This window comes from Saccharothrix sp. HUAS TT1 (assembly GCF_040744945.1).
Classification (GTDB): domain Bacteria; phylum Actinomycetota; class Actinomycetes; order Mycobacteriales; family Pseudonocardiaceae; genus Actinosynnema.
In genome coordinates, this window is sequence record NZ_CP160453.1 from 6,754,654 (window position 1) to 6,774,156 (window position 19,503).

The following is a 19,503-nucleotide window of genomic DNA, read 5'->3' on the forward strand; positions in this document are numbered from 1 at the left end:
CCGGACTGGTCGCCACCGTTTGCCCGACCGCGCAAGACTTTCCGCCTACGTGACCGGACGACCACGCAGTGTGTCCACAAGGGCGGTGTGACGGAACTAATTTTGATCCGATCCAGACTAGGCGTCTAAGGTCGCAGGGTGATGTCCGACTTCGAGGCGCAGTTGCGGGCGGTCTCGTTGCGCGTGACCCGCCCGCGGTTGGCGGTGCTCGCCGCGCTGCGCGACCACCCCCACGTCGACACCGAGACGGTGATCTCCCTGGTGCGGGTGGACCACCCCGCGGTGTCCCACCAAGCGATCTACGACGTCCTGCGGGCGTTGACCGAGACCGGCCTGGTGCGACGCATCCAGCCCGCCGGCGCGGTCGCCCGCTACGAGTCCCGGGTCGGTGACAACCACCACCACGTCGTGTGCCGCTCGTGCGGCGCGATCGCCGACGTCGACTGCGTCGTCGGACACAGCCCCTGCCTCACCGCCTCGGACGACGCCGGTTTCCGCGTCGACGAGGCGGAGGTCGTCTTTTGGGGCTCCTGCCCCGACTGCTCGGCCGACCACACCGCCAACGATCAGCCAGTCGGAAGGACGTAGATGAGCGACCCCAGGCCAACGCCCACCTCCAGCGCTCAGGGCGTGGACCAGAAGGCCGCGGCCGGTTGCCCAGTCGCGCACGACTCCGTGACCGCGCAGGGCAGCGAGAGCGAGAACCCGGCGATCGACTCGCCGACCCCGAAGACCGGCGGCCGCCCCCGCACGAACCGGGACTGGTGGCCGAACCAGCTCGACCTCTCGGTGCTGCACGCCCACTCGGCCAAGGGCAACCCGCTCGGCGAGGGCTTCGACTACGCCGAGGAGTTCGCCAAGCTCGACGTCGAGGCGCTGAAGCGGGACATCTCCGACGTGCTGACCACCTCGCAGGACTGGTGGCCCGCCGACTTCGGCCACTACGGCGGCCTGATGATCCGCATGAGCTGGCACGCCGCCGGCACCTACCGGATCCACGACGGCCGCGGTGGCGCGGGCGACGGCGGTCAGCGGTTCGCGCCGCTGAACAGCTGGCCCGACAACGCCAACCTGGACAAGGCGCGCCGGCTGCTGTGGCCGGTCAAGCAGAAGTACGGCCAGAAGGTCTCCTGGGCCGACCTGCTCGTGCTCGCCGGCAACGTCGCCCTGGAGTCCATGGGCTTCAAGACCTTCGGCTTCGGCTTCGGCCGCGAGGACGTCTGGGAGCCGGAGGAGATCTTCTGGGGCCCCGAGGACGCCTGGCTGGGTGACGAGCGCTACGTCAACGAGGCCGAGATGGCGTCCGACGTCGGCGCGACCGAGATGGGCCTCATCTACGTCAACCCGGAGGGTCCCCGCGGCAACGCGGACCCGGCCGCCGCGGCGCACTTCATCCGCGAGACCTTCGGCCGGATGGCGATGAACGACGAGGAGACCGTCGCCCTCATCGCCGGCGGCCACACGTTCGGCAAGACCCACGGCGCCGCGGTCGCCGACGGCCACGTGGGCGCGGAGCCCGAGGGCGCCCCGATCGAGGCGCAGGGCCTCGGCTGGCTGAGCAGCCACGGCAGCGGCAAGGGCGCGGACACGATCACCAGCGGGCTCGAGGTGACGTGGACCGACGTGCCGACGCAGTGGAGCAACCGCTTCTTCGAGATCCTGTTCGGCTACGAGTGGGAGCTCACCACGAGCCCCGGCGGCGCCAAGCAGTGGGTCGCCAAGGACGCCGAGGAGATCATCCCGGACGCGCACGACCCCTCCCGCAAGCACAAGCCGACCATGCTCACGACGGACCTGTCGCTGCGCGTCGACCCGGCGTACGAGAAGATCTCCCGCCGCTTCCTGGAGAACCCGGACGAGTTCGCGCTGGCGTTCGCCAAGGCCTGGTACAAGCTGCTGCACCGCGACATGGGCCCGGTCAGCCGGTTCCTGGGTCCGTGGGTCCCCGAGGCCCAGCTGTGGCAGGACCCGGTGCCCGCCGTCGACCACGAGCTGGTGGGCGACACCGACATCGCCGCCCTCAAGGCGGCGGTGCTGAAGTCCGGCCTCACCACGGCCGAGCTGGTCGGCACCGCCTGGGCGTCGGCCGCGAGCTTCCGGTCCACCGACAAGCGCGGTGGCGCCAACGGCGCCCGCGTCCGCCTCGAACCGCAGCGCGGCTGGGAGGTCAACCAGCCGGAGCAGCTGGCGAAGGTCCTGGAGGCCCTGGAGGGCATCCGGCGGGACTTCAACGAGGCCGGCGGCGCGCAGGTCTCGCTGGCCGACCTGATCGTGCTGGCCGGTTCGGCCGCCGTCGAGCAGGCCGCGGCCGACGCGGGCTTCGAGGTCACCGTGCCGTTCCGCCCGGGGCGCACCGACGCCACGCAGGAGGAGACCGACGTCGAGTCGTTCCGGGTCCTGGAGCCGCGCGCCGACGGGTTCCGCAACTACGTGCGGGCCGGTGTGCAGCTCCAGCCGGAGGTGCTGCTGGTCGACCGCGCCTACATGCTCGACCTGACCGCGCCGGAGATGACCGTCCTCGTCGGCGGTCTGCGCGCCCTCGCCGTCAACCACGGCGGCGCCCGGCACGGTGTCCTCACCGACCGGCCCGGCGTGCTGACCAACGACTTCTTCGCCAACCTGCTCTCGCCGGGCACTCGGTGGCGGGCGTCGGGGTCCGAGGCGGACGTCTACGAGATCCGGGACGCGGCCACCGACGAGCTGAAGTGGACGGCCACCTCGGTCGACCTGGTCTTCGGGTCCAACTCGCAGCTGCGCGCCCTCGCCGAGGTCTACGCGAGCGAGGACGCCCGGGAGAAGTTCGTCGCCGACTTCGTCGCGGCGTGGACGAAGGTCATGGAGCTCGACCGGTTCGACCTGGCGTGATCCCGACGGGCCCGGCCGATCACCCGCGTGATCGGCCGGGCCCGCCCGGTCAGGAAGCGCGTTCCAGCTTGTCGCAGGCGGCGCGGAGGGCGGCCGCGGTGCGACCCGACGCGGCCACGTAGCCGTCCGGGCGGACCAGCAGGAAGCCCGCGGTCGGGCGGTGCACGTGGTGGTGCGCCAGGTCCGGGTGGGCGGCGGCGGCGCTCGCGGCGTGCTTGGCCAGCGCGCCCGCCCTCGGTCCGGCCGTGACCAGCCGGAACGCCCGGTCGGCCGACGGCGGCACCCAGTGCGGCGCGCGGGTGCCCGGCGCGGGCAGCCACTTCGCGCCACCCCAGCCGAGCGTGTCCGGGTAGGGCGTCCGCCAGCCCGCCATGAGCGGCACGAACCAGCGGCGCAGCGCGCCGGTCGCCTGGAGCAGGCCCCACGTGCCGTTGCGGACCCGGGCGGCGAACGGGCCGACGGTGAACACCTTGATCATCCGGCTGGTGGTCGACACCACCTGCTCGGCGGCCTGCCTGCGCTCGGGCTCGTAGGTGTCCAGCACGGCCTCGCCCAGCTTCCCGGTGACGACGCCCGCCAGCTTCCAGGTGAGGTTGTGCACGTCCTGCAGGCCCAGGTTCAGGCCCTGGCCGCCCAGCGGCGAGTGGGTGTGCGCCGCGTCACCGACCAGGAAGCACCGGCCGAGGCGCAGCCGCGCGGCGATCCGCTCGGAGCTGCTGAACGTGGTCAGCGTGTCCAGGTCGCGGACCACCAGGCCGCCGGGTCCGCGCTCGTCCAGCAGGGACTGGACGAACTCCGGCGACAGCTCGGCGTCCGCCGGGATCGCCGCGGACACCCTGGTCCGGCCGCCCGCCATCCGGGCGAACACCAGCGAGCCGGTCCGGCCGAGGAAGTAGTGCACCGCCCCGGCGTCCAGCGGACCGTCGACGCGCCCCTCGGCGAGCAGCAGCGTGGCGCCGACCCGCTCACCGGGGAAGTCGACGCCCAGCCGCTCCCGGACGGTGCTGCGCACGCCGTCGGCGGCGATCAGCCAGTCGGCCTCGACCACCTCGACGCCGCGCGGGCTGTCGACCTTGACGGTGACCGAGTCCGCGCCGTTCACCACGTCCACGACCCGCAGCCCGCGTTCGACCACGCCGCCGAGGGCGGCGAAGGTCTCCTCCAGCAGCCGGCTCGTCTCCTCCTGCCGCAGCAGCAACGGCTCGTTGCGGCGGCCGAGCACCACGTCCAGCCTCTTGCGGCCGGCGAGGTGGTAGGCCATGGTCCGCACCTTGACGCCGCGCTCCAACGCCTCGTCCAGGAAGCCGAGGCCCCGGAAGATCTCCAGCGCGGGCGGCCACAGCTGGATGGCCCGGGAGCCGGTGTGCGGCTCCTCGGACGCCTCCACGACGCGCACCGGGACACCGGCGCGCAGCAACTCGCAAGCCGCCGTGAGCCCGCACGGGCCCGCACCGACGATCAGGACGCTGGTCCTGTCCACCATTCGCTCCTCCGTCACGCGCTCGTCCGATCCACCGCCGCGGGCTGCCGCCCCGGCCTCACGCATTCGCCCGGTCCGCCACCGAGGCCAGCCACTCCGCCGCCGCCTTCGCGGCCGTCGCGGCGTGCTCCTCGATCACGCTGAAGTGGTCGCCGGGCACGTCCAGCGCCTCGTGCGGCAGCGACCAGTGGGCCCGCCAGTCACCCGTGCCGGACCACCCGGCGGGCGGCTCGCCCGCCCGCAGCAGCGCGACCGGCGCGCGCAGGCCGCGAGGGCGCCAGCCGTCCAGCAGCCGCAGGTACCCGCCCATCGCGGTCAGCCGCACCGGGTCGGCGGGCGCCAAGCCGCCCATCCGCTCGGCCATCCCGCCGAGCAGCGCGGGCGCGACCTCGGTCAGCGGTCCTCCGCCGACGTCGTAGGCGTCGATCAGCACCAACCCGGTCGACGCCAGGCCGTCGGCCTCCAGCCGCTCGGCCACGGCGGCGGCCAGCGGCGCGCCGGACGAGTAGCCGACCAGCGCGAACGGCTCGTCGCCGACGTGCGCCCGCACGGCCTCGGCGCAGGCGTCCACCAGCGCCGCCAGGGAAGCCGGCAACCGCTGGCCGCCGGTGTAGCCGGGCGGCAGCACCGCGGCCACCTCCCGCACACCGGCGAACGGGGCGGCGAAGCGCGCGTACTGGTGCGCGCCGGCGGTGGCCAGCACGGTCGGGAAGCACACCAGCCGAGGCGACTCGGCGCCCCTGGTGAGCGTCACGACCTCGGGCCGGTCGGCCGGTGACGGCGCCGAGAACGTCTCCCGGAACGACGCCGCCACGCCCATCAGGTCGGCGAACTCGGCCACCCGCCCCTCGGCCGCGGCGCGGGCGAACAGGTCGGTGATCAGGTCGGCGGGCCGCTCCCGCGCGCCGTCCACCGTGGACAGCACGTGCTTGGCCAGCGCCTCCGGCGTGCGGTGGTCGGCCAGGTCGCGCGGTGCGATGCGGGAGCCGACCGCCGCGTTGATCCGGTTGCGCAGCCCCACCGCGGACACCGAGTCCATCCCCAGCTCCAGGAACGGCCGGCGCGGGTCGACCGACTCCGCGTCGCCGTAGCCGAGCAGCGCGGCGACCTCCGCGCGGACCACGTCGAGCACCAGCGCCTCCCGGTCGGCGGCCGGGGTCGCGGCGAGCCGGTCCGCCGCGGACCCCGGGCGCTCCACCTCGTCGGCCGCGGGGCGCGCCTCGGGCAGGTCGCCGAGCAGCGGCGTCGGCCGGGCGCCGGTGAACGCGCGCCGGTAGTCGGCCCAGCGGACGTCCAGCACGATCGACGTCGGCTCGCCGGCCGCGAGCGCCCGGTCCAGCGCGACGAGGGCGGCGGCCGGGTCGATCGGCGGCAGCCCCCGCCGGTCCAGCCGCGCGCCGCGCTCGGCGTCGCCGTCGGCCACCGGGCCCCACGCGACGGACGTGGCGGGCAGCCCGAGGCCCCGGCGGTGCACGGCCAGCGCGTCGAGCTGCGCGGCGGCCGCCGCGACCGCTCCGAGGCCGACCCAGCACGGCACGCTCGCGGCGGCCGAGGAGAACAGGACGAACGCCTTGAGGTCGTGGCCCCGGGTCAGCTCGTGCAGGTTGCGCGCGGCGGTCACCCTGGTGTGGGCGACCTCGGCCAGCTGCCCCGGCGCCAGGCGGTCGAGCGCCGCTTCCCCCGGCCGGTCCGCGGCGTGGACCACGGCGGTCAGCGGGTGCTCTGCGGGCACCGACGCCAGCGCCGCGCCGATCGCGTCCCGGGACGTGGCGTCACCGCTCACGGCGGTCGCGCCCAGCTCGGCCGCCAGGTCCGGCGCCGCGCCCAGGAGCACCAGGTGGCCGACGCCCGCCGCGACCAGCGCCCTGGCCGTGGCGACGCCCAACGGCGTGTCCGCGCCGGTGAGCAGCACCGTGCCGTGGTCCGCCCACGTCCAGTCGGCCGCCGGGCGGATCGCGCGGACCAGGCGCCTGCCGTAGAGGCCGGCCGGGCGGATCGCCACCTCGTCCTCGCCGTGGCCGCCCGCCAGCACGGCGACCAGCCGCGCGGCGGCCCGGTCGTCCAGGGTCGGCGGCAGGTCGATCGCACCGGCCCAGCGGTCGGGCTGCTCCACCGCGGCGGCCTGCGCCAGGCCCCACACGGCGGCGAGCTCGGGCCGGTCGAGGCGGTCGCCCTCGTCCACGGACACCGCCGACGTGGTCACCGACCACAGCGGCGCGCGGGTTCGGGCCAGCACCGCCACGGTGTCCTCGGGCGACAGGTGCACGCCCACGACGCCGGCGGCGTCGACGTGACCGCCCAGCGAGGCGACGTCGGTGGCGACGACGTCCGCGCCGGCGGCGCGCAGCACCTCGGCGACCCGCTCGTGGTCGCCCAGGACCAGCCAGGTGCCGGACAGCCTCGCCCCGGCCGGGTCGCGCAGCGCGCGCCACCGCGAGCGGTAGCGCTGACCATCCACGGTGGACTGTCGGGCGCGGCGGCCAGCCAGCGCGGGGAGCACCGCGCGGAGGGGTTCGGTGTCGGTCAGGCCGATGGCGCGGGCCAGCCCGTCCACGTCGCCGCTCTCCACCGCCGACCAGAACTCGCCGTCCACCGGCTGGTCGCCCGCGGTCGCGATCGGTTCGTCCACCCAGTACCGGCGGCGTTGGAACGGGTACGTCGGCAGGTCGACCCGGCGCGCGCCCGACCCGGCGAACACCTCCGGCCAGCGCACCGGCACCCCTCGCGTCCACGCCTCGGCCAGCGACGTCCGGAACCGGGCCGGACCGCCTTCGCCGCGGCGCAGCGTGCCGACGACGACCGCTTCGGCGTCGACGGCCGCGACCGTGTCCTCCAGCGACGGCACCAGCACCGGGTGCGCGCTGACCTCCACGAAGACGTCGAACCCGTCGGCGATCATGGCCCGGACCACGGGTTCGAGCCGGACCGGCCGGCGGCAGTTGGCGTACCAGTAGTCGGCGGTCAGCTCGGAGCCGTCGAGCACCGCGCCGGTCACCGTGGAGTACATCGGGACCAAGCCCGCCCGCGGTCGCACGGCGCCGAGCAGGTCGATCATCCGCTCGCGCAGCGGCTCGACCTGGGCGGAGTGCGAGGCGACCGAGGTGGGCAGCACCTTCGCCCGGAAACCGGCCTCGACCAGGGCGGCGACCAGCTCGGCGACCGGGCCCTCCTCGCCCGAGACGGTGGTCTGGGCGGGCCCGTTCAGCCCGGCGACGGAGATCCGGTCGCCGTGCGGCGCGAGGAAGGGCGCGAGGTCGTCCGCCGACGCGACGACGGACGCCAGCGACCCCTTGCCGGTCAGCTCCTCGGTGAACATCCGCGAGCGCAGCACCACGATCCGGACCGCGTCCGCCAGGCTGAGCGCGCCGGCCGCGCAGGCCGCCGCGATCTCGCCCTGCGAGTGGCCGACGACGGCGTCCGGCTCCACGCCGTGCGCCCGCCACAGCTCCGCGAGCGCGACCATGACCGCGAACAGCACCGGCTGCACCACTTCCAGCTGGTCGTAGCCGGGGGCGCCGGGCGCTTGGCGCACCACGTCCTCCACGGACCACGCCACGTGCCGCTCGATCTCCGCCGCGCACTCCCGCAACCGCCGCGCGAACACCGGTTCGGCGTCCAGCAGCTCGACCGCCATCCCCGCCCACTGCGCGCCCTGGCCGGGGAAGACGAGGGCGACCTTGCCTACCGGCCGCGCCACCCCGGTCACGACGCCGCTCGGGGCCACCCGGCCGTTCGCCAGGCCGTCCAGGGCGTCGTGCGGCGGCTCGGACCCGTGCCCGACGACCACGGCCCGGTGCGTCAGGGCGGCCCGCGTGGTGGCCAGGGAGAAGCCGAGGTCGAGCACCGACGCCGACGGCAGCGCGTCGCGGATCGCGGCCGCCTGCGCGCGCAGGGCCGGCTCGGAACGCGCGGACAGCGGCAACGGCACCGCCGAGGACGGGACGCCCTCGGCCACCGGTGGCAGGTCGCCGTCCGCCGCCGGTTCCGGCTCGGCCTGTTCCAGCACCACGTGCGCGTTGGTGCCGCTCATCCCGAACGCCGACACGGCGGCCCGCCGCGGCCGGTCCCGGTCCGGCCACGGCACGGCGCCCGTCACCAGCTCGACACCGCCGCCCGACCAGTCCACCTCCGGTGTCGGCTCCTCGACGTGCAGGGTGCGCGGCACGACGCCGCGCCGCATCGCCATCACCACCTTGATCACCCCGGCCAGGCCGGCGGCGGCCAGGGTGTGGCCGATGTTGGACTTGATCGACCCGAGCAGCAGCGGGTGGTCGGCCGCCCGGCCCTGCCCGTAGGTGGCGATCAGCGCCTGCGCCTCGATCGGGTCGCCCAGCCGCGTGCCGGTGCCGTGCGCCTCGACCACGTCCACGTCGTCCGCCGTCAGCCCGGCGTCGGCCAGCGCGTCCCGGATCACGTTCTGCTGCGACGGGCCGTTCGGCGCGGTCAACCCGTTGGACGCGCCGTCCTGGTTGACCGCGCTCCCCCGCAGCACCGCCAGCACCCGGTGGCCGTGGCGCCGGGCGTCGGACAGCCGCTCCACCACGAGCATCCCGACGCCCTCGGAGAACGAGGTGCCGTCGGCGGTGGCGGCGAACGACTTGCACCGGCCGTCCGCCGCGAACCCGCCCTGCCGGCTGAAGTCCACGAACCCCTCGGGCGTGGCCATCACGGTCACGCCGCCGACCAGCGCGAGCGAGCACTCGCCGCGGCGCAGCGCCTGGCTCGCCAGGTGCAGCGCGGTCAGCGACGACGAGCACGCCGTGTCCACGGTGACCGCGGGCCCTTCGAGGCCGAACGCGTAGGCGACCCGCCCGGACACGACGCTGCTCGCGATGCCGGTCATCCGGTACGGCTCGACGTCCGACGACGCCCTGGTGAGCACCTGGGCGTAATCGTCGGTCACGCGGGCCGCGTAGACGCCGGTCCGGCTGCCGCGCAACGACGTCGGGTCGACGCCCGCGCGTTCCAGCGCCTCCCACGCCGCCTCCAGGAACAGCCGCTGCTGCGGGTCCATCGCCAACGCCTCCTTCGGGGAGATCCCGAAGAACCCGGCGTCGAAGTCGGCCGCGTCGGGCAGGAAGCCGCCGTGCCTGGTGTAGGTCTTGCCGGGCACGCCCGGCCGCGGGTCGTAGAGCCCGTCCACGTCCCAGCCGCGGTCGGTGGGGAACCCGGAGATGACGTCCGCGCCCGCCTCGACGAGGTCCCACAGGTCCTCGGGTGAGCCGACGCCGCCGGGGAACCGGCAGGCCATGCCCACGATCGCGATCGGCGCCGTGGCCTCGCGCTCCAGCTCCCGCACCCGGTTGCGCGACTCGGTCAGCTCGACCGTGACGCGCTTGAGGTATTCCCTGAGCTTCTTGTCGTCCGACATGTGCCGCCCCTCAGACCTGACCGAGCTCGTTGTCGATGAAATCGAAGATGTCGTCGTCGCTGCCGGCGTCGAACAGCTCGGCCACCGACCCGCCCGCGGGCTCGCCGGCGACGTCGGGCTCCACGGCGGCGAGCATCGCCCGCAACCTGGTCGCGACCCGCGCGCGGGCGCTGTCGTCGGCGGCCAGCGCGCGCAGCCCGTGCTGGAGGTCGTCCAGCACCACGTCGAGCGGCGCCGACGGGCCGTCCGGCGCGGCGACCGCGCGCAGGAACACCGCGACCGCGTCGGGCGTCGGGTGGTCGAACGCGAGCGTGGTGGGCAGCCGCAGGCCGGTCACCTCGGACAGGCGGTTGCGCAGGTTCACCACGGCCAGCGAGTCGAACCCGAGCTCGGTCAACGCTTTGCGCGGGTCGACCCTGGAGCTGTCGGCGTGCCCGAGCACGGCGGCCACCTCGGCGACCACCAGGTCGCGCAGGTGCCGCTCCTGGTCCGCCTCGGACATCCCGGCGAGCGTCGCCGCCAGCTCGCCCACCGACGGCGGCGGGCCGTCGTCCGGCGCGGGCCGCACCAGCTCGGCCAGCAGCGGGCTGGGCCGCGCGGCGGTGAACACGGGCGCGAAGCGCGCCCAGTCCAGGTCCGCCACCACCAGGTTCGGCTCGTCCCGCCCGACGGCGGCGGTCATCGCGGCGAGCGCGACGTCCGGTTCCAGCGGGGTGATGCCCTGCCGGGACATGCGCGCCGCGCGGGCGTCGTCGCCGTCCCGCCACGGTCCCCACGCCAGCGACGTCGCCGGCAGGCCGAGGCCGCGCCGGTGCACGGCCAGCGCGTCGAGGTGCGCCGCCGCCGCGCCGTCCGCCGCCTGGCCGTGCCCGCCCCAGACCCCGGCCACCGACGAGAACAGCACGAAGGCGTCCAGCTCGTGCTGCCGCGTGATGTCGTGCAGCGCCGTCGCGCCGGTCACCCTGGACCGCACGGCTTCGGCGAACGACCCGGGGTCGAGGTCGGCCAGCGGCGTCTCGGCGTACCCCTCGGCCACGTGGACGACCGCGGTGAGCGGCAGGTCCAGGCCCGCGACGGCGTCCGCCAGCACGGCCCGGTCGGCGGGGTCGGCCCGGACGAGCGTCACCGGCGTGCCGTCCGCCTCCAACGACGCGGCGAGTTCGGACGCGTCCGCCTCGCCGACCAGCACCAGCCGCTCGGCGCCCGCGCGGGCCAGCACGCGGGCGACGTGGGCGCCCGTCGGGCCGGCGCCGTCGGCGACGAGGACCGCGCCGCGCGGCGTCCAGCCGCGTCCGGACCGCCGGCGCGGAGCCCGCACCAGCCGCCTGGCCAGCACGCCGGACGCGCGCACCGCGACCTGGTCCTCGGTGTCGGCGGCGAGGACCGCCGCGACCCGCGCCACCGCCCGGTCGTCCACGACGGCGGGCAGGTCGACCAGCCCGCCGCGGCGGCTCGGGTGCTCCAGCGCGGCGGCCCGGCCCAGCGCCCACACCTGCGCCTGGTCGGGGTTGTCCAGCGGGTCGCCGTCATCGGCGCCCACGGCCGCCTGGGTGAGCAGCCACAGCGGGGCGTCGGTGACCTGGGTGAGCAGCAGTGAGCCGACGACACCCGCCGTGAGGTGGCCGTGCTCGACGTGCGGCGACCCGTCCAGGGCGAGCAGCGAGACGACCCCGGCCGCCGGTCGGTCCAGCTGGGCGCGCAGCCCATCCCGGTCCACCGAGGTCAGGTCGACCACCACGGGCAGGACGGTCGCGCCGTGCCCGGCCAGGCCGGCGGCGAACGAGTCCGCGAGACCGGTGCCCGCGTGCGCGGCGGGGACCACGAGCAGCCAGGTGCCGTCGAGCGCGGTGGGCCCGTCCGGCACCGGGCGCCAGGTGGCGGTGTAGCCGGTGGTGTCCAGCGCGCCGCGACCCGTGCGGCCCGAGCGCCACGCGGTCAGGCCGGACACCACGCGGTCCAGCGCGTCGTCGTCCGGCACGCCGATCAGCTCGGCGAACTCCTCCCGGTTCGCCAGCGCGGACCAGAAGTCGTCGTCCTCGGCGGGCTGCTCGGGCGCGTCGACCCAGAACCGCTCGCGCTGGAACGGGTAGGTCGGCAGGTCGGTGGTCGGGCCCGTCCCGTAGACGGCGGCGGTGTCCGGCGCGGCCCCGTTGGCGAACGCGGTCGCCGCGGCGGTGAGCACCGAGCGGACCTCCGACGCGCCCCGGCGCAGCGCGGGCGCGACCACCGGTGGCGTCGGCGCGTCGGCCAGGCACTCGGCGGCCATCGCGGTGAGCACGGCGTCCGGGCCGAGCTCGATGAACGTGGTGACGCCCTCGGCGGCCAGCGCGGCGACCCCGGCGGCGAAGCGGACCGGCTCGCGCACGTGCCGGACCCAGTGCTCGGCGGTGGCGATCCCGTCCCCGATCACCTCGCCGGTCAGGTTGGACACGATCGGGATGCGCGGCGGGTGGAAGGTCAGGCCCTCCGCCACGGCGCGGAACTCGGCGAGGACCGGTTCGACCAGGTGCGAGTGGAACGCGTGGCTGACCGCCAGTCGCCTGGTCTTCGAGCCGCGCGCGGTCCAGTGCTCGGCCAGCGCCAGCACCGCCTCCTCGGAGCCCGCGACGACGGTGGCGGTGGGCCCGTTGACGGCGGCGATGTCGACGCCCGGGACGAGGCTCGCCAGCACGTCGGCCTCCGCCGCCTGCACGGCGACCATCGCGCCGCCGGGCGGCAGCGACTGCATCAGCCGGCCGCGCGCGGCGACCAGCGCCGCCGCGTCGGCGAGGGTGAGCACACCGGACACGTGCGCGGCGGCGAGTTCGCCGACCGAGTGGCCGGTCAGGTAGTCCGGCCGCACGCCCAGCCGCTCGACGTACCGGTACAGCGCCACTTCGAGCGCGAACAGCGCCGGCTGCGCGTAGCCGGTGCGGGTGAGCAGGTCCGCCTCCGGGGAGCCCGGCTCGGCGAACACCAGTTCCCGCAGCGGCCGGTCGAGGTGTTCGTCCAGCACGTCGAGCACGGCGTCGAGGTCGGCGGCGAACCGCGGGTCGGTCCGGTGCAGCTCGGCGCCCATGCCGGCGCGCTGGCTGCCCTGGCCGGTGAACAGGAACGCGAGCTTCCCGGCGCGACCGGCGTCGCCCGTGACGACGGCCGGGTGCGACCGGCCGTGCGCCACCGCGTCGAGGCCCGCGCGCAGCTCGTCGTGGTCGGCGGCCAGGACGACCGCGCGGTGGTCGAACGCCACCCTGGTCGTGGCCGACGACCGGCCGAGCGCCGGGAGGTCGACGTCCGCACCGGTGACGCGGTCGCGCAGCGACGCGCCGTAGGCGGCGAGGGCGGCCGGGACGCGGGCGGACAGCAGGACCGGCGTGATCCGGTCGTCCGGCTCGGCGAGGGTGGTCGGCGCGGCGGGCGGCTCCTCCAGCACGACGTGCGCGTTGGTGCCGCTGATGCCGAACGACGACACGGCCGCCCGGCGCGGACCGCGCTCCGCCTGCCACTCGACCGGCCCGGTCAGCAGCCGCACCGCGCCGCTGTCCCAGTCCACGAGCGGTGACGGCTCGTCCACGTGCAGGGTGCGCGGCAACACGTTGTGCCGCATGGCCATGACCATCTTGATCACGCCCGCGACACCGGCTGCCGCCTGCGTGTGGCCGATGTTCGACTTGATCGACCCCAACCACAGCGGACGATCCCGGTCCTGCCCGTAGGTTGCCAGGACCGCCTGGGCCTCGATCGGGTCACCCAACCGCGTGCCCGTGCCGTGACCCTCCACCACGTCGACGTCCGAAGTGGACAGTCGAGCGTCGGCGAGGGCGGCTTTGATGACCCGTTGCTGCGACGGCCCGTTGGGCGCGGTCAAGCCGTTCGAAGCGCCGTCCTGGTTGACCGCGCTCCCCCGCACCACAGCCAATACCCGATGACCGTTGCGGCGAGCATCCGACAGACGCTCCACCAACAGCACACCCACACCCTCGGCCCAACCCGTGCCATCAGCAGCAGCCGAAAAAGCCTTACAACGACCATCAGCGGACAACCCACGCTGACGCGAGAACTCCACGAACGTGAACGGCGACGACATCACCGTCACACCACCCACCAACGCCAACGACGTCTCACCCGACCGCAACGAACGCACCGCCAAGTGCAACGCCACCAACGACGACGAACACGCCGTGTCCACCGTCACCGCAGGACCCTCGAACCCGAACGAATACGCCACCCGACCCGACGCCACACTGCCCGCGGTGCCGGTGCCCAGGTAGCCCTCCAGCTCGCCCGAGACCGGTGCCCTGGTGGCGTAGTCGTGGTACATCAGCCCGGCGAACACACCCGTGTCCGAACCCCGCAACGACCGGGGGTCGACACCAGCCCGCTCCAACACCTCCCACGACGCCTCCAGCAACAACCGCTGCTGCGGGTCCATCGCCAACGCCTCGCGCGGCGAAACGCCGAAGAACTCCGCGTCGAAGTCGGCCGCCTGGTGCAGGAAGCCGCCTTGCCGGCTGTAGGACGTGCCGAGGTGGTCCGGGTCCGGGTCGTAGAGGTTGGCCAGGTCCCAACCGCGGTCGGCGGGGAAGCCGGAGATCGCGTCCCGGCCGTCGGCGACCAGCGACCACAGCTCCTCCGGCGAGTTCACCCCGCCGGGGTAGCGGCAGCTCATGCCGATGATGACGATCGGGTCGTCGTCCAGCGGCGCGGTCACGGCCTTGGCGCGAGCGGGTTTCGGCGCGGAGCCGAACCCGGTGGCCAGGTGGGCGGCGAGGACGACCGGCGTCGGGTGGTCGAACACCAGCGTGGCGGGCAGGCGCAGACCGGTGGACTCGGTGAGCCGGTTGCGCAGTTCGACCGAGGTCAGCGAGTCGAAGCCCAGGTCGCGGAACCCGCGGTGGACGTCGACACCGGCCGGTTCGTGGCCGAGCACCACGGCGACCGCCGTGCGGACCAGGTCCAGCAGGGCCGCCTCGCGCTCGTCGGCGGGCAGCTCGGCGAACCCGCCCGCCTCGCCCGCGGTCGCCGCTGCGGCGGTGCGGCGGACCGGGCGGCGGACCAGGCCGCGCAGGACGGCCGGCACGGCGTCGCCCAACGAGGTGGTGTCGATGGCGACGGGAGCGAGGACGGGGGTGGTGGCGGTCAGCGCGTCGTCGAACAGGGCCAGGCCCTGCTCCGCGCTCAGCGGCGCCATGCCGCCGCGGGCCAGGCGTTGCCGGTCGACCGCGGCCAGCGCCCCGGCCATGCCCTCCGCCCACGGGCCCCAGGCCAGCGACCGGGCGGGCAGGCCGTGCGCGTGCCGGTGGTGCGCCAACGCGTCGAGGAAGGCGTTGCCCGCCGCGTACGCGCCCTGGCCGGCCGTGCCGAACGTGCCCGCGATGGAGGAGAACAGGATGAACGCGGACAGGTCCAGGCCCAGGGTGGCGCGGTGCAGGTGCCAGGCGGCGTCGACCTTGGGCCGCAGCACGGTGTCCAGGCGGTCGGGGGTCAGCGCGGTCACGACGCCGTCGTCCAGCACACCGGCCGCGTGCACCACGGCGGTGAGCCCGTCGATGCCGGCCACCAGGCGGTCCACCGCGTCCGGGTCGCTCACGTCGCAGGCCACCACGGACACGTCCGCGCCGAGGTCGGTCAGCTCGGCGGTCAGCTCCGCCGCGCCCTCGGCCGCGGGACCCCGCCGGCCGGCGAGCACCAGCCGGCGGACGCCGTGCGCGGACACCAGGTGCCGGGCCAGGAGCGAGCCGAGGGAGCCGGTGGCGCCGGTGAGCAGGACCGCGCCGGCGCCGAGCGGGTGGTCCTCGGAGCGCTCGCCGGTCGCCTTGGCCAGCCGCGGCACGAGCACCCGGCCGTCCCGGACGGCGAACTGCGGCTCGTCGGTGTCGAGCCGGAGCAGCGGCGAGGCGGGGTCGTCGGAGTCGACCAGCACGATCCGGCCCGGGTTCTCGGTCTGCGCCGAGCGCACCAGCCCCCAGACCGCCGCGTGGGTCAGGTCGGGCACGTCCTCCTCGCCGACCGCGACGGCGTGGCTGGTGACGACCACGAGCCGGGCGTCCGGGCGGTCCTGCGCCAACCACCGCCGCACGTGGTCCAGCACGTGGTGGGTGGCCGCGCGGACGGCTTCGGGGGTGGTGTCGCCGGCGGGGTCGAGCCGCAGCAGCTCGACCTCGGCCGCGGTGGTGGCGACGGTGTGCAGCGGGGTCCACTGGACGGTGTGCTGCGCGCTCGGGCGGGTGGTGGGCGGCGCGGTGATCGGGCGCAGGGTCAGGCCGTCGACGGTGGCGACGGGCGAGCCGTCGACGTCGGCGAGCGCGAGGGCGAGCGCGCCGCCGGCCGAGGGCGCCAGCCGGACCCGCGCCGACGTGGCCCCGGCCGCGTGCAGCCGGACGCCGGCGATGGCGAAGGGCAGCTCCGGCGCCCCGGTGGCGGGTTCCGCGGTCCGGCCCGGGACCAGGCCCACGGCGTGGAACGCGGCGTCCAGCAGAGCCGGGTGGAGGCCGAAACCCGCCGCCGCGTCGTGCAGCTCGGCGGGCAGGCCGACCTCGGCGAACACCTCGTCGTCCCGGCGCCACGCGGCGCGCAGCCCCTGGAACGCCGGTCCGTAGCCGAAGCCCCGGTCGGCCAGCGCGTCGTACCACCCGGCGAGGTCGACCGGCCGCGCGCCGGGCGGCGGCCAGTCGGCCAGGTCGACGCCGTCGTGCGGTTCGACCGGCGCCAGGAGGCCGTCGGCGTGCCGGGTCCACTCGGCCGAGTCGTCCGGCCGGGAGTGCACCGACACCGGGTGCCGCCCGTCGCCGTCCGGCGCGGACACCACCACCTGCACCTGCGGCGCGCCGTCCGGCGGGAGGACCAGCGGCGACTCGAAGGTCAGCTCCGCCAACGCCGGGCAGCCGACCTGGTCGCCCGCGCGGATGGCGAGTTCCACCAGGACCGCGCCCGGGACGACCACCGCGCCGAGCACGGCGTGGTCGGCGAGCCACGGCTGGTCGGCCACCGAGAGCCTGCCGGTCAGCAGCACGCCGCCGCCGGCGGCCACCGAGACCACGGCCCCGAGCAGCGGGTGGCCCGCCGGTCCGACGCCGAGCCCCGCGTGGTCGGTCGAGCCGGGCGGCGTGGGGTCGAGCCAGTAGTGGCGGTGCTGGAACGGGTAGGTCGGCAGGTCGACGCGCCGGGCGCCGGAGCCCGCGAAGAACGCCTCCCAGTCCACCTCGACGCCCTTGGTCCACAGCCGGGCGACGGCCGCGGTCAGCGCTTCCGGCTCCGCCCGGTCGCGGCGCTGGGCGGGGACGAACTCCGCGGCCGCGCCGGTGGCGCTGTCCTGGCCCATGCCCGCGAGCACGGCGTCCGGGCCGACCTCCAGGAACACCTCGGCGCCCGCCGCCTCCGCCGCGCGCACCCCGTCCCGGAACAGCACCGCGTCCCGCACGTGCCGCACCCAGTGCTCCGGATCGGCCAACTCGTCCGACGCCAGCCGACCGGTCAGCGTGGACACGACGGGCACCGTCGCCACGCCGAACGCCAGCCCGGACACCACGGCGCGGAACTCGTCCAGCATCGGGTCCATCAGCGGCGAGTGGAACGCGTGGCTGACCCGCAGCTTGGCCGTGCGGCGGTCCGCGAAGGCCCGCACCACCTCCGCCACGGCGTCCTCCTCGCCGGACACGACCGTGGCGCGCGGGCCGTTGACCGCGGCGATGCCGACGCCGTCCCGCAGCAGCGGCGCCACCTCGTCGTCGGACGCGGCCACGGCGACCATCGCGCCACCGGGCGGCAGCGCGCCCATCAGCCGACCACGCGCGGCGACGAGGGTGGCGGCGTCCGGCAGCGACAGCACGCCCGCGACGTGCGCGGCGGCGATCTCGCCGACCGAGTGGCCGATCAGGAAGCCCGGCCGCACGCCCCACGACTCCAGCAGCCGGTACAGGGCCACCTCGAAGGCGAACAGGGCGGGCTGGGCCAGTTCGGTGCGGTCCAGCGGCTCGCCGCCGAACACGGCCTCGCGGACCCGCTCCGGCAGGTGGGCGAACGCCTCGTCGTACGCGTCGGCGAACACCGGGAACGCCGCGTGCAGGTCCACGCCCATCCGCGCGCGCTGGCTGCCCTGCCCGGAGAACAACGCGGCCGGCGCGCCGGTGGCGGGCGTGCCGAGCACGAGGGACGAGGCGGGTCGACCCGCGGCGAGCGCGGTGAGACCGTCGCGAGCACCCGCCTCGTCCTCGGCGAGAACCACCGCGCGGTGGTCCAGTCCGGCCCTGGTGGTGGCCAGGGAGTACGCGGTGTCGGCGAGGCGCTCCAGGTCGTGCGGCTGGGCCGCGCGGGCCGCGAGGGCCGCCTCGCCCGCGCCCGACAGCACCAGCGGCAGCACCGCGCGCGGCCGACCGGCGACGGGCTCCGGTTCCACCGCGGCGGGCTCTTCGAGCACGACGTGGGCGTTGGTGCCGCTGATGCCGAACGACGACACGGCCGCCCGGCGCGGCGCGTCGCCGGCGGGCCAGGGCTGCTGCTCGGTCAGCAGCGCGAGCGCGCCGGACTCCCAGTCGACGAACGGCGACGGCTCGTCCACGTGCAGGGTCTTCGGCAGCGCGCCGTTGCGCATCGCCATCACCATCTTGATCACGCCGCCGACGCCGGCCGCGGCCTGGGCGTGCCCGATGTTGGACTTCAGCGAGCCCAGCCACAGCGGTCGGTCGGCGGACCGGCCGCGGCCGTAGGTGGCCAGCAGCGCCTGCGCCTCGATCGGGTCGCCCAACGTGGTGCCGGTGCCGTGCGCCTCGACCGCGTCGACGTCCGCCGGGGACAGCCCGGCGTCGGCGAGCGCCTGCTGGATGACCCGGTGCTGCGACGGGCCGTTCGGCGCGGTCAGGCCGTTGGACGCGCCGTCCTGGTTGACCGCCGTGCCGCGCACCACGGCCAGCACGCGGTGCCCGTTGCGCACCGCGTCGGACAGCCGCTCGACCAGCAGCACGCCGACGCCCTCGGACCAGCCGGTGCCGTCGGCGGACGCGGCGAACGAGCGGCAGCGGCCGTCGCGGGACAGCCCGCGCTGGCGGGAGAACTCCACGAACGTGCCCGCCGTCGACATCACCGTGACGCCGCCCGCCAGGGCCAGCGAGCACTCGCCGGACCGCAGCGCCCGAACCGCCAGGTGCAGTGCCACCAGCGACGACGAGCACGCGGTGTCGACGGTGACCGCCGGGCCTTCGAGGCCGAAGCTGTAGGCGACCCGACCGGACAGCACGCTGCCCAGGCCGCCGGTGAGCCGGTGCCCGTCGACCCCGCCGACCGGCAGGTGCATCGGCGGCCCGTAGTCGTGGTACATCAGCCCGGCGTAGACACCGGTCCGGCTGCCGCGCAACGACTTCGGGTCGATGCCCGCCCGTTCGAACACCTCCCACGACGCCTCCAGCAGCAGCCGCTGCTGGGAGTCCATCGCCAGCGCCTCGCGCGGCGAGATGCCGAACAGCTCCGCGTCGAACTCGCCCGCGTCGTGCAGGAAGCCGCCGTGCCGCGTGTAGGAGGTGCCCGGCCGCTCGCCCTCCGGGTCGTAGAGCCCGGCCAGGTCCCAGCCGCGGTTGGTCGGGAACTCGCTGATCGCGTCGGCGCCCGTCGCCACCAGCCGCCACAGGTCCTCCGGCGAGGACACCCCGCCGGGGTAGCGGCAGGCCATGCCGACGATCGCGATCGGCTCCCGCTCGGCGTCCACCAGCTCCTGGTTGCGCCGACGCAGGCGGCTCACCTCCTTGAGCGTGTCCCGCAGCGCCGCGACAACCTCGGCCGAGTTGTCCGTCATGGTGCGTTTCCCTCCGGTGGTGTG

At 75.6% G+C, this 19,503-nt stretch carries 5 protein-coding genes; 2 read left to right on the forward strand and 3 right to left on the reverse strand.

Features of this window, described 5'->3' with window-relative positions:
- Positions 1-141 precede the first annotated feature (141 nt).
- A complete protein-coding gene (locus AB0F89_RS30325) occupies positions 142-588 on the forward strand; it encodes a Fur family transcriptional regulator (RefSeq protein ID WP_367129061.1) in 447 nt (148 codons plus the stop codon).
- Positions 589-2,865 (forward strand): catalase/peroxidase HPI, encoded by a 2,277-nt coding sequence (gene katG, locus AB0F89_RS30330; protein ID WP_367129062.1) that lies wholly within the window; start codon positions 589-591, stop codon positions 2,863-2,865.
- A 49-nt stretch (positions 2,866-2,914) separates the two neighbouring features.
- Here katG and AB0F89_RS30335 read toward each other — a convergent pair whose 3' ends face one another.
- The 3 genes from AB0F89_RS30335 to AB0F89_RS30345 are packed head-to-tail and all read right to left on the reverse strand — an operon-like array spanning position 2,915 to position 19,479.
- The gene (locus tag AB0F89_RS30335) at positions 2,915-4,348 is read right to left on the reverse strand and encodes an FAD-dependent monooxygenase (protein WP_367129063.1); all 1,434 of its coding nucleotides are present in this window, start codon (positions 4,346-4,348) and stop codon (positions 2,915-2,917) included.
- A 55-nt stretch (positions 4,349-4,403) separates the two neighbouring features.
- On the reverse strand, positions 4,404-9,716 hold the full coding sequence (locus AB0F89_RS30340) for a beta-ketoacyl synthase N-terminal-like domain-containing protein (protein WP_367129064.1): 5,313 nt from the start codon (positions 9,714-9,716) through the stop codon (positions 4,404-4,406).
- Positions 9,717-9,726: 10 nt separating this feature from the next.
- The gene (locus AB0F89_RS30345; RefSeq protein WP_367129065.1) at positions 9,727-19,479 is read right to left on the reverse strand and encodes a type I polyketide synthase; all 9,753 of its coding nucleotides are present in this window, start codon (positions 19,477-19,479) and stop codon (positions 9,727-9,729) included.
- Between the last annotated feature and the right edge of the window lie 24 nt (positions 19,480-19,503).

What these genes read in the sequence shown, in the direction of transcription:
- katG (WP_367129062.1), top strand. Translation starts at nt 589, where the DNA reads ATGAGCGACCCCAGGCCAACGCCCACCTCCAGCGCTCAGGGCGTGGAC.
- AB0F89_RS30335 (WP_367129063.1), bottom strand. Translation starts at nt 4,348, where the DNA reads ATGGTGGACAGGACCAGCGTCCTGATCGTCGGTGCGGGCCCGTGCGGG.
- AB0F89_RS30325 (WP_367129061.1), top strand. Translation starts at nt 142, where the DNA reads ATGTCCGACTTCGAGGCGCAGTTGCGGGCGGTCTCGTTGCGCGTGACC.
- AB0F89_RS30345 (WP_367129065.1), bottom strand. Translation starts at nt 19,479, where the DNA reads ATGACGGACAACTCGGCCGAGGTTGTCGCGGCGCTGCGGGACACGCTC.
- AB0F89_RS30340 (WP_367129064.1), bottom strand. Translation starts at nt 9,716, where the DNA reads ATGTCGGACGACAAGAAGCTCAGGGAATACCTCAAGCGCGTCACGGTC.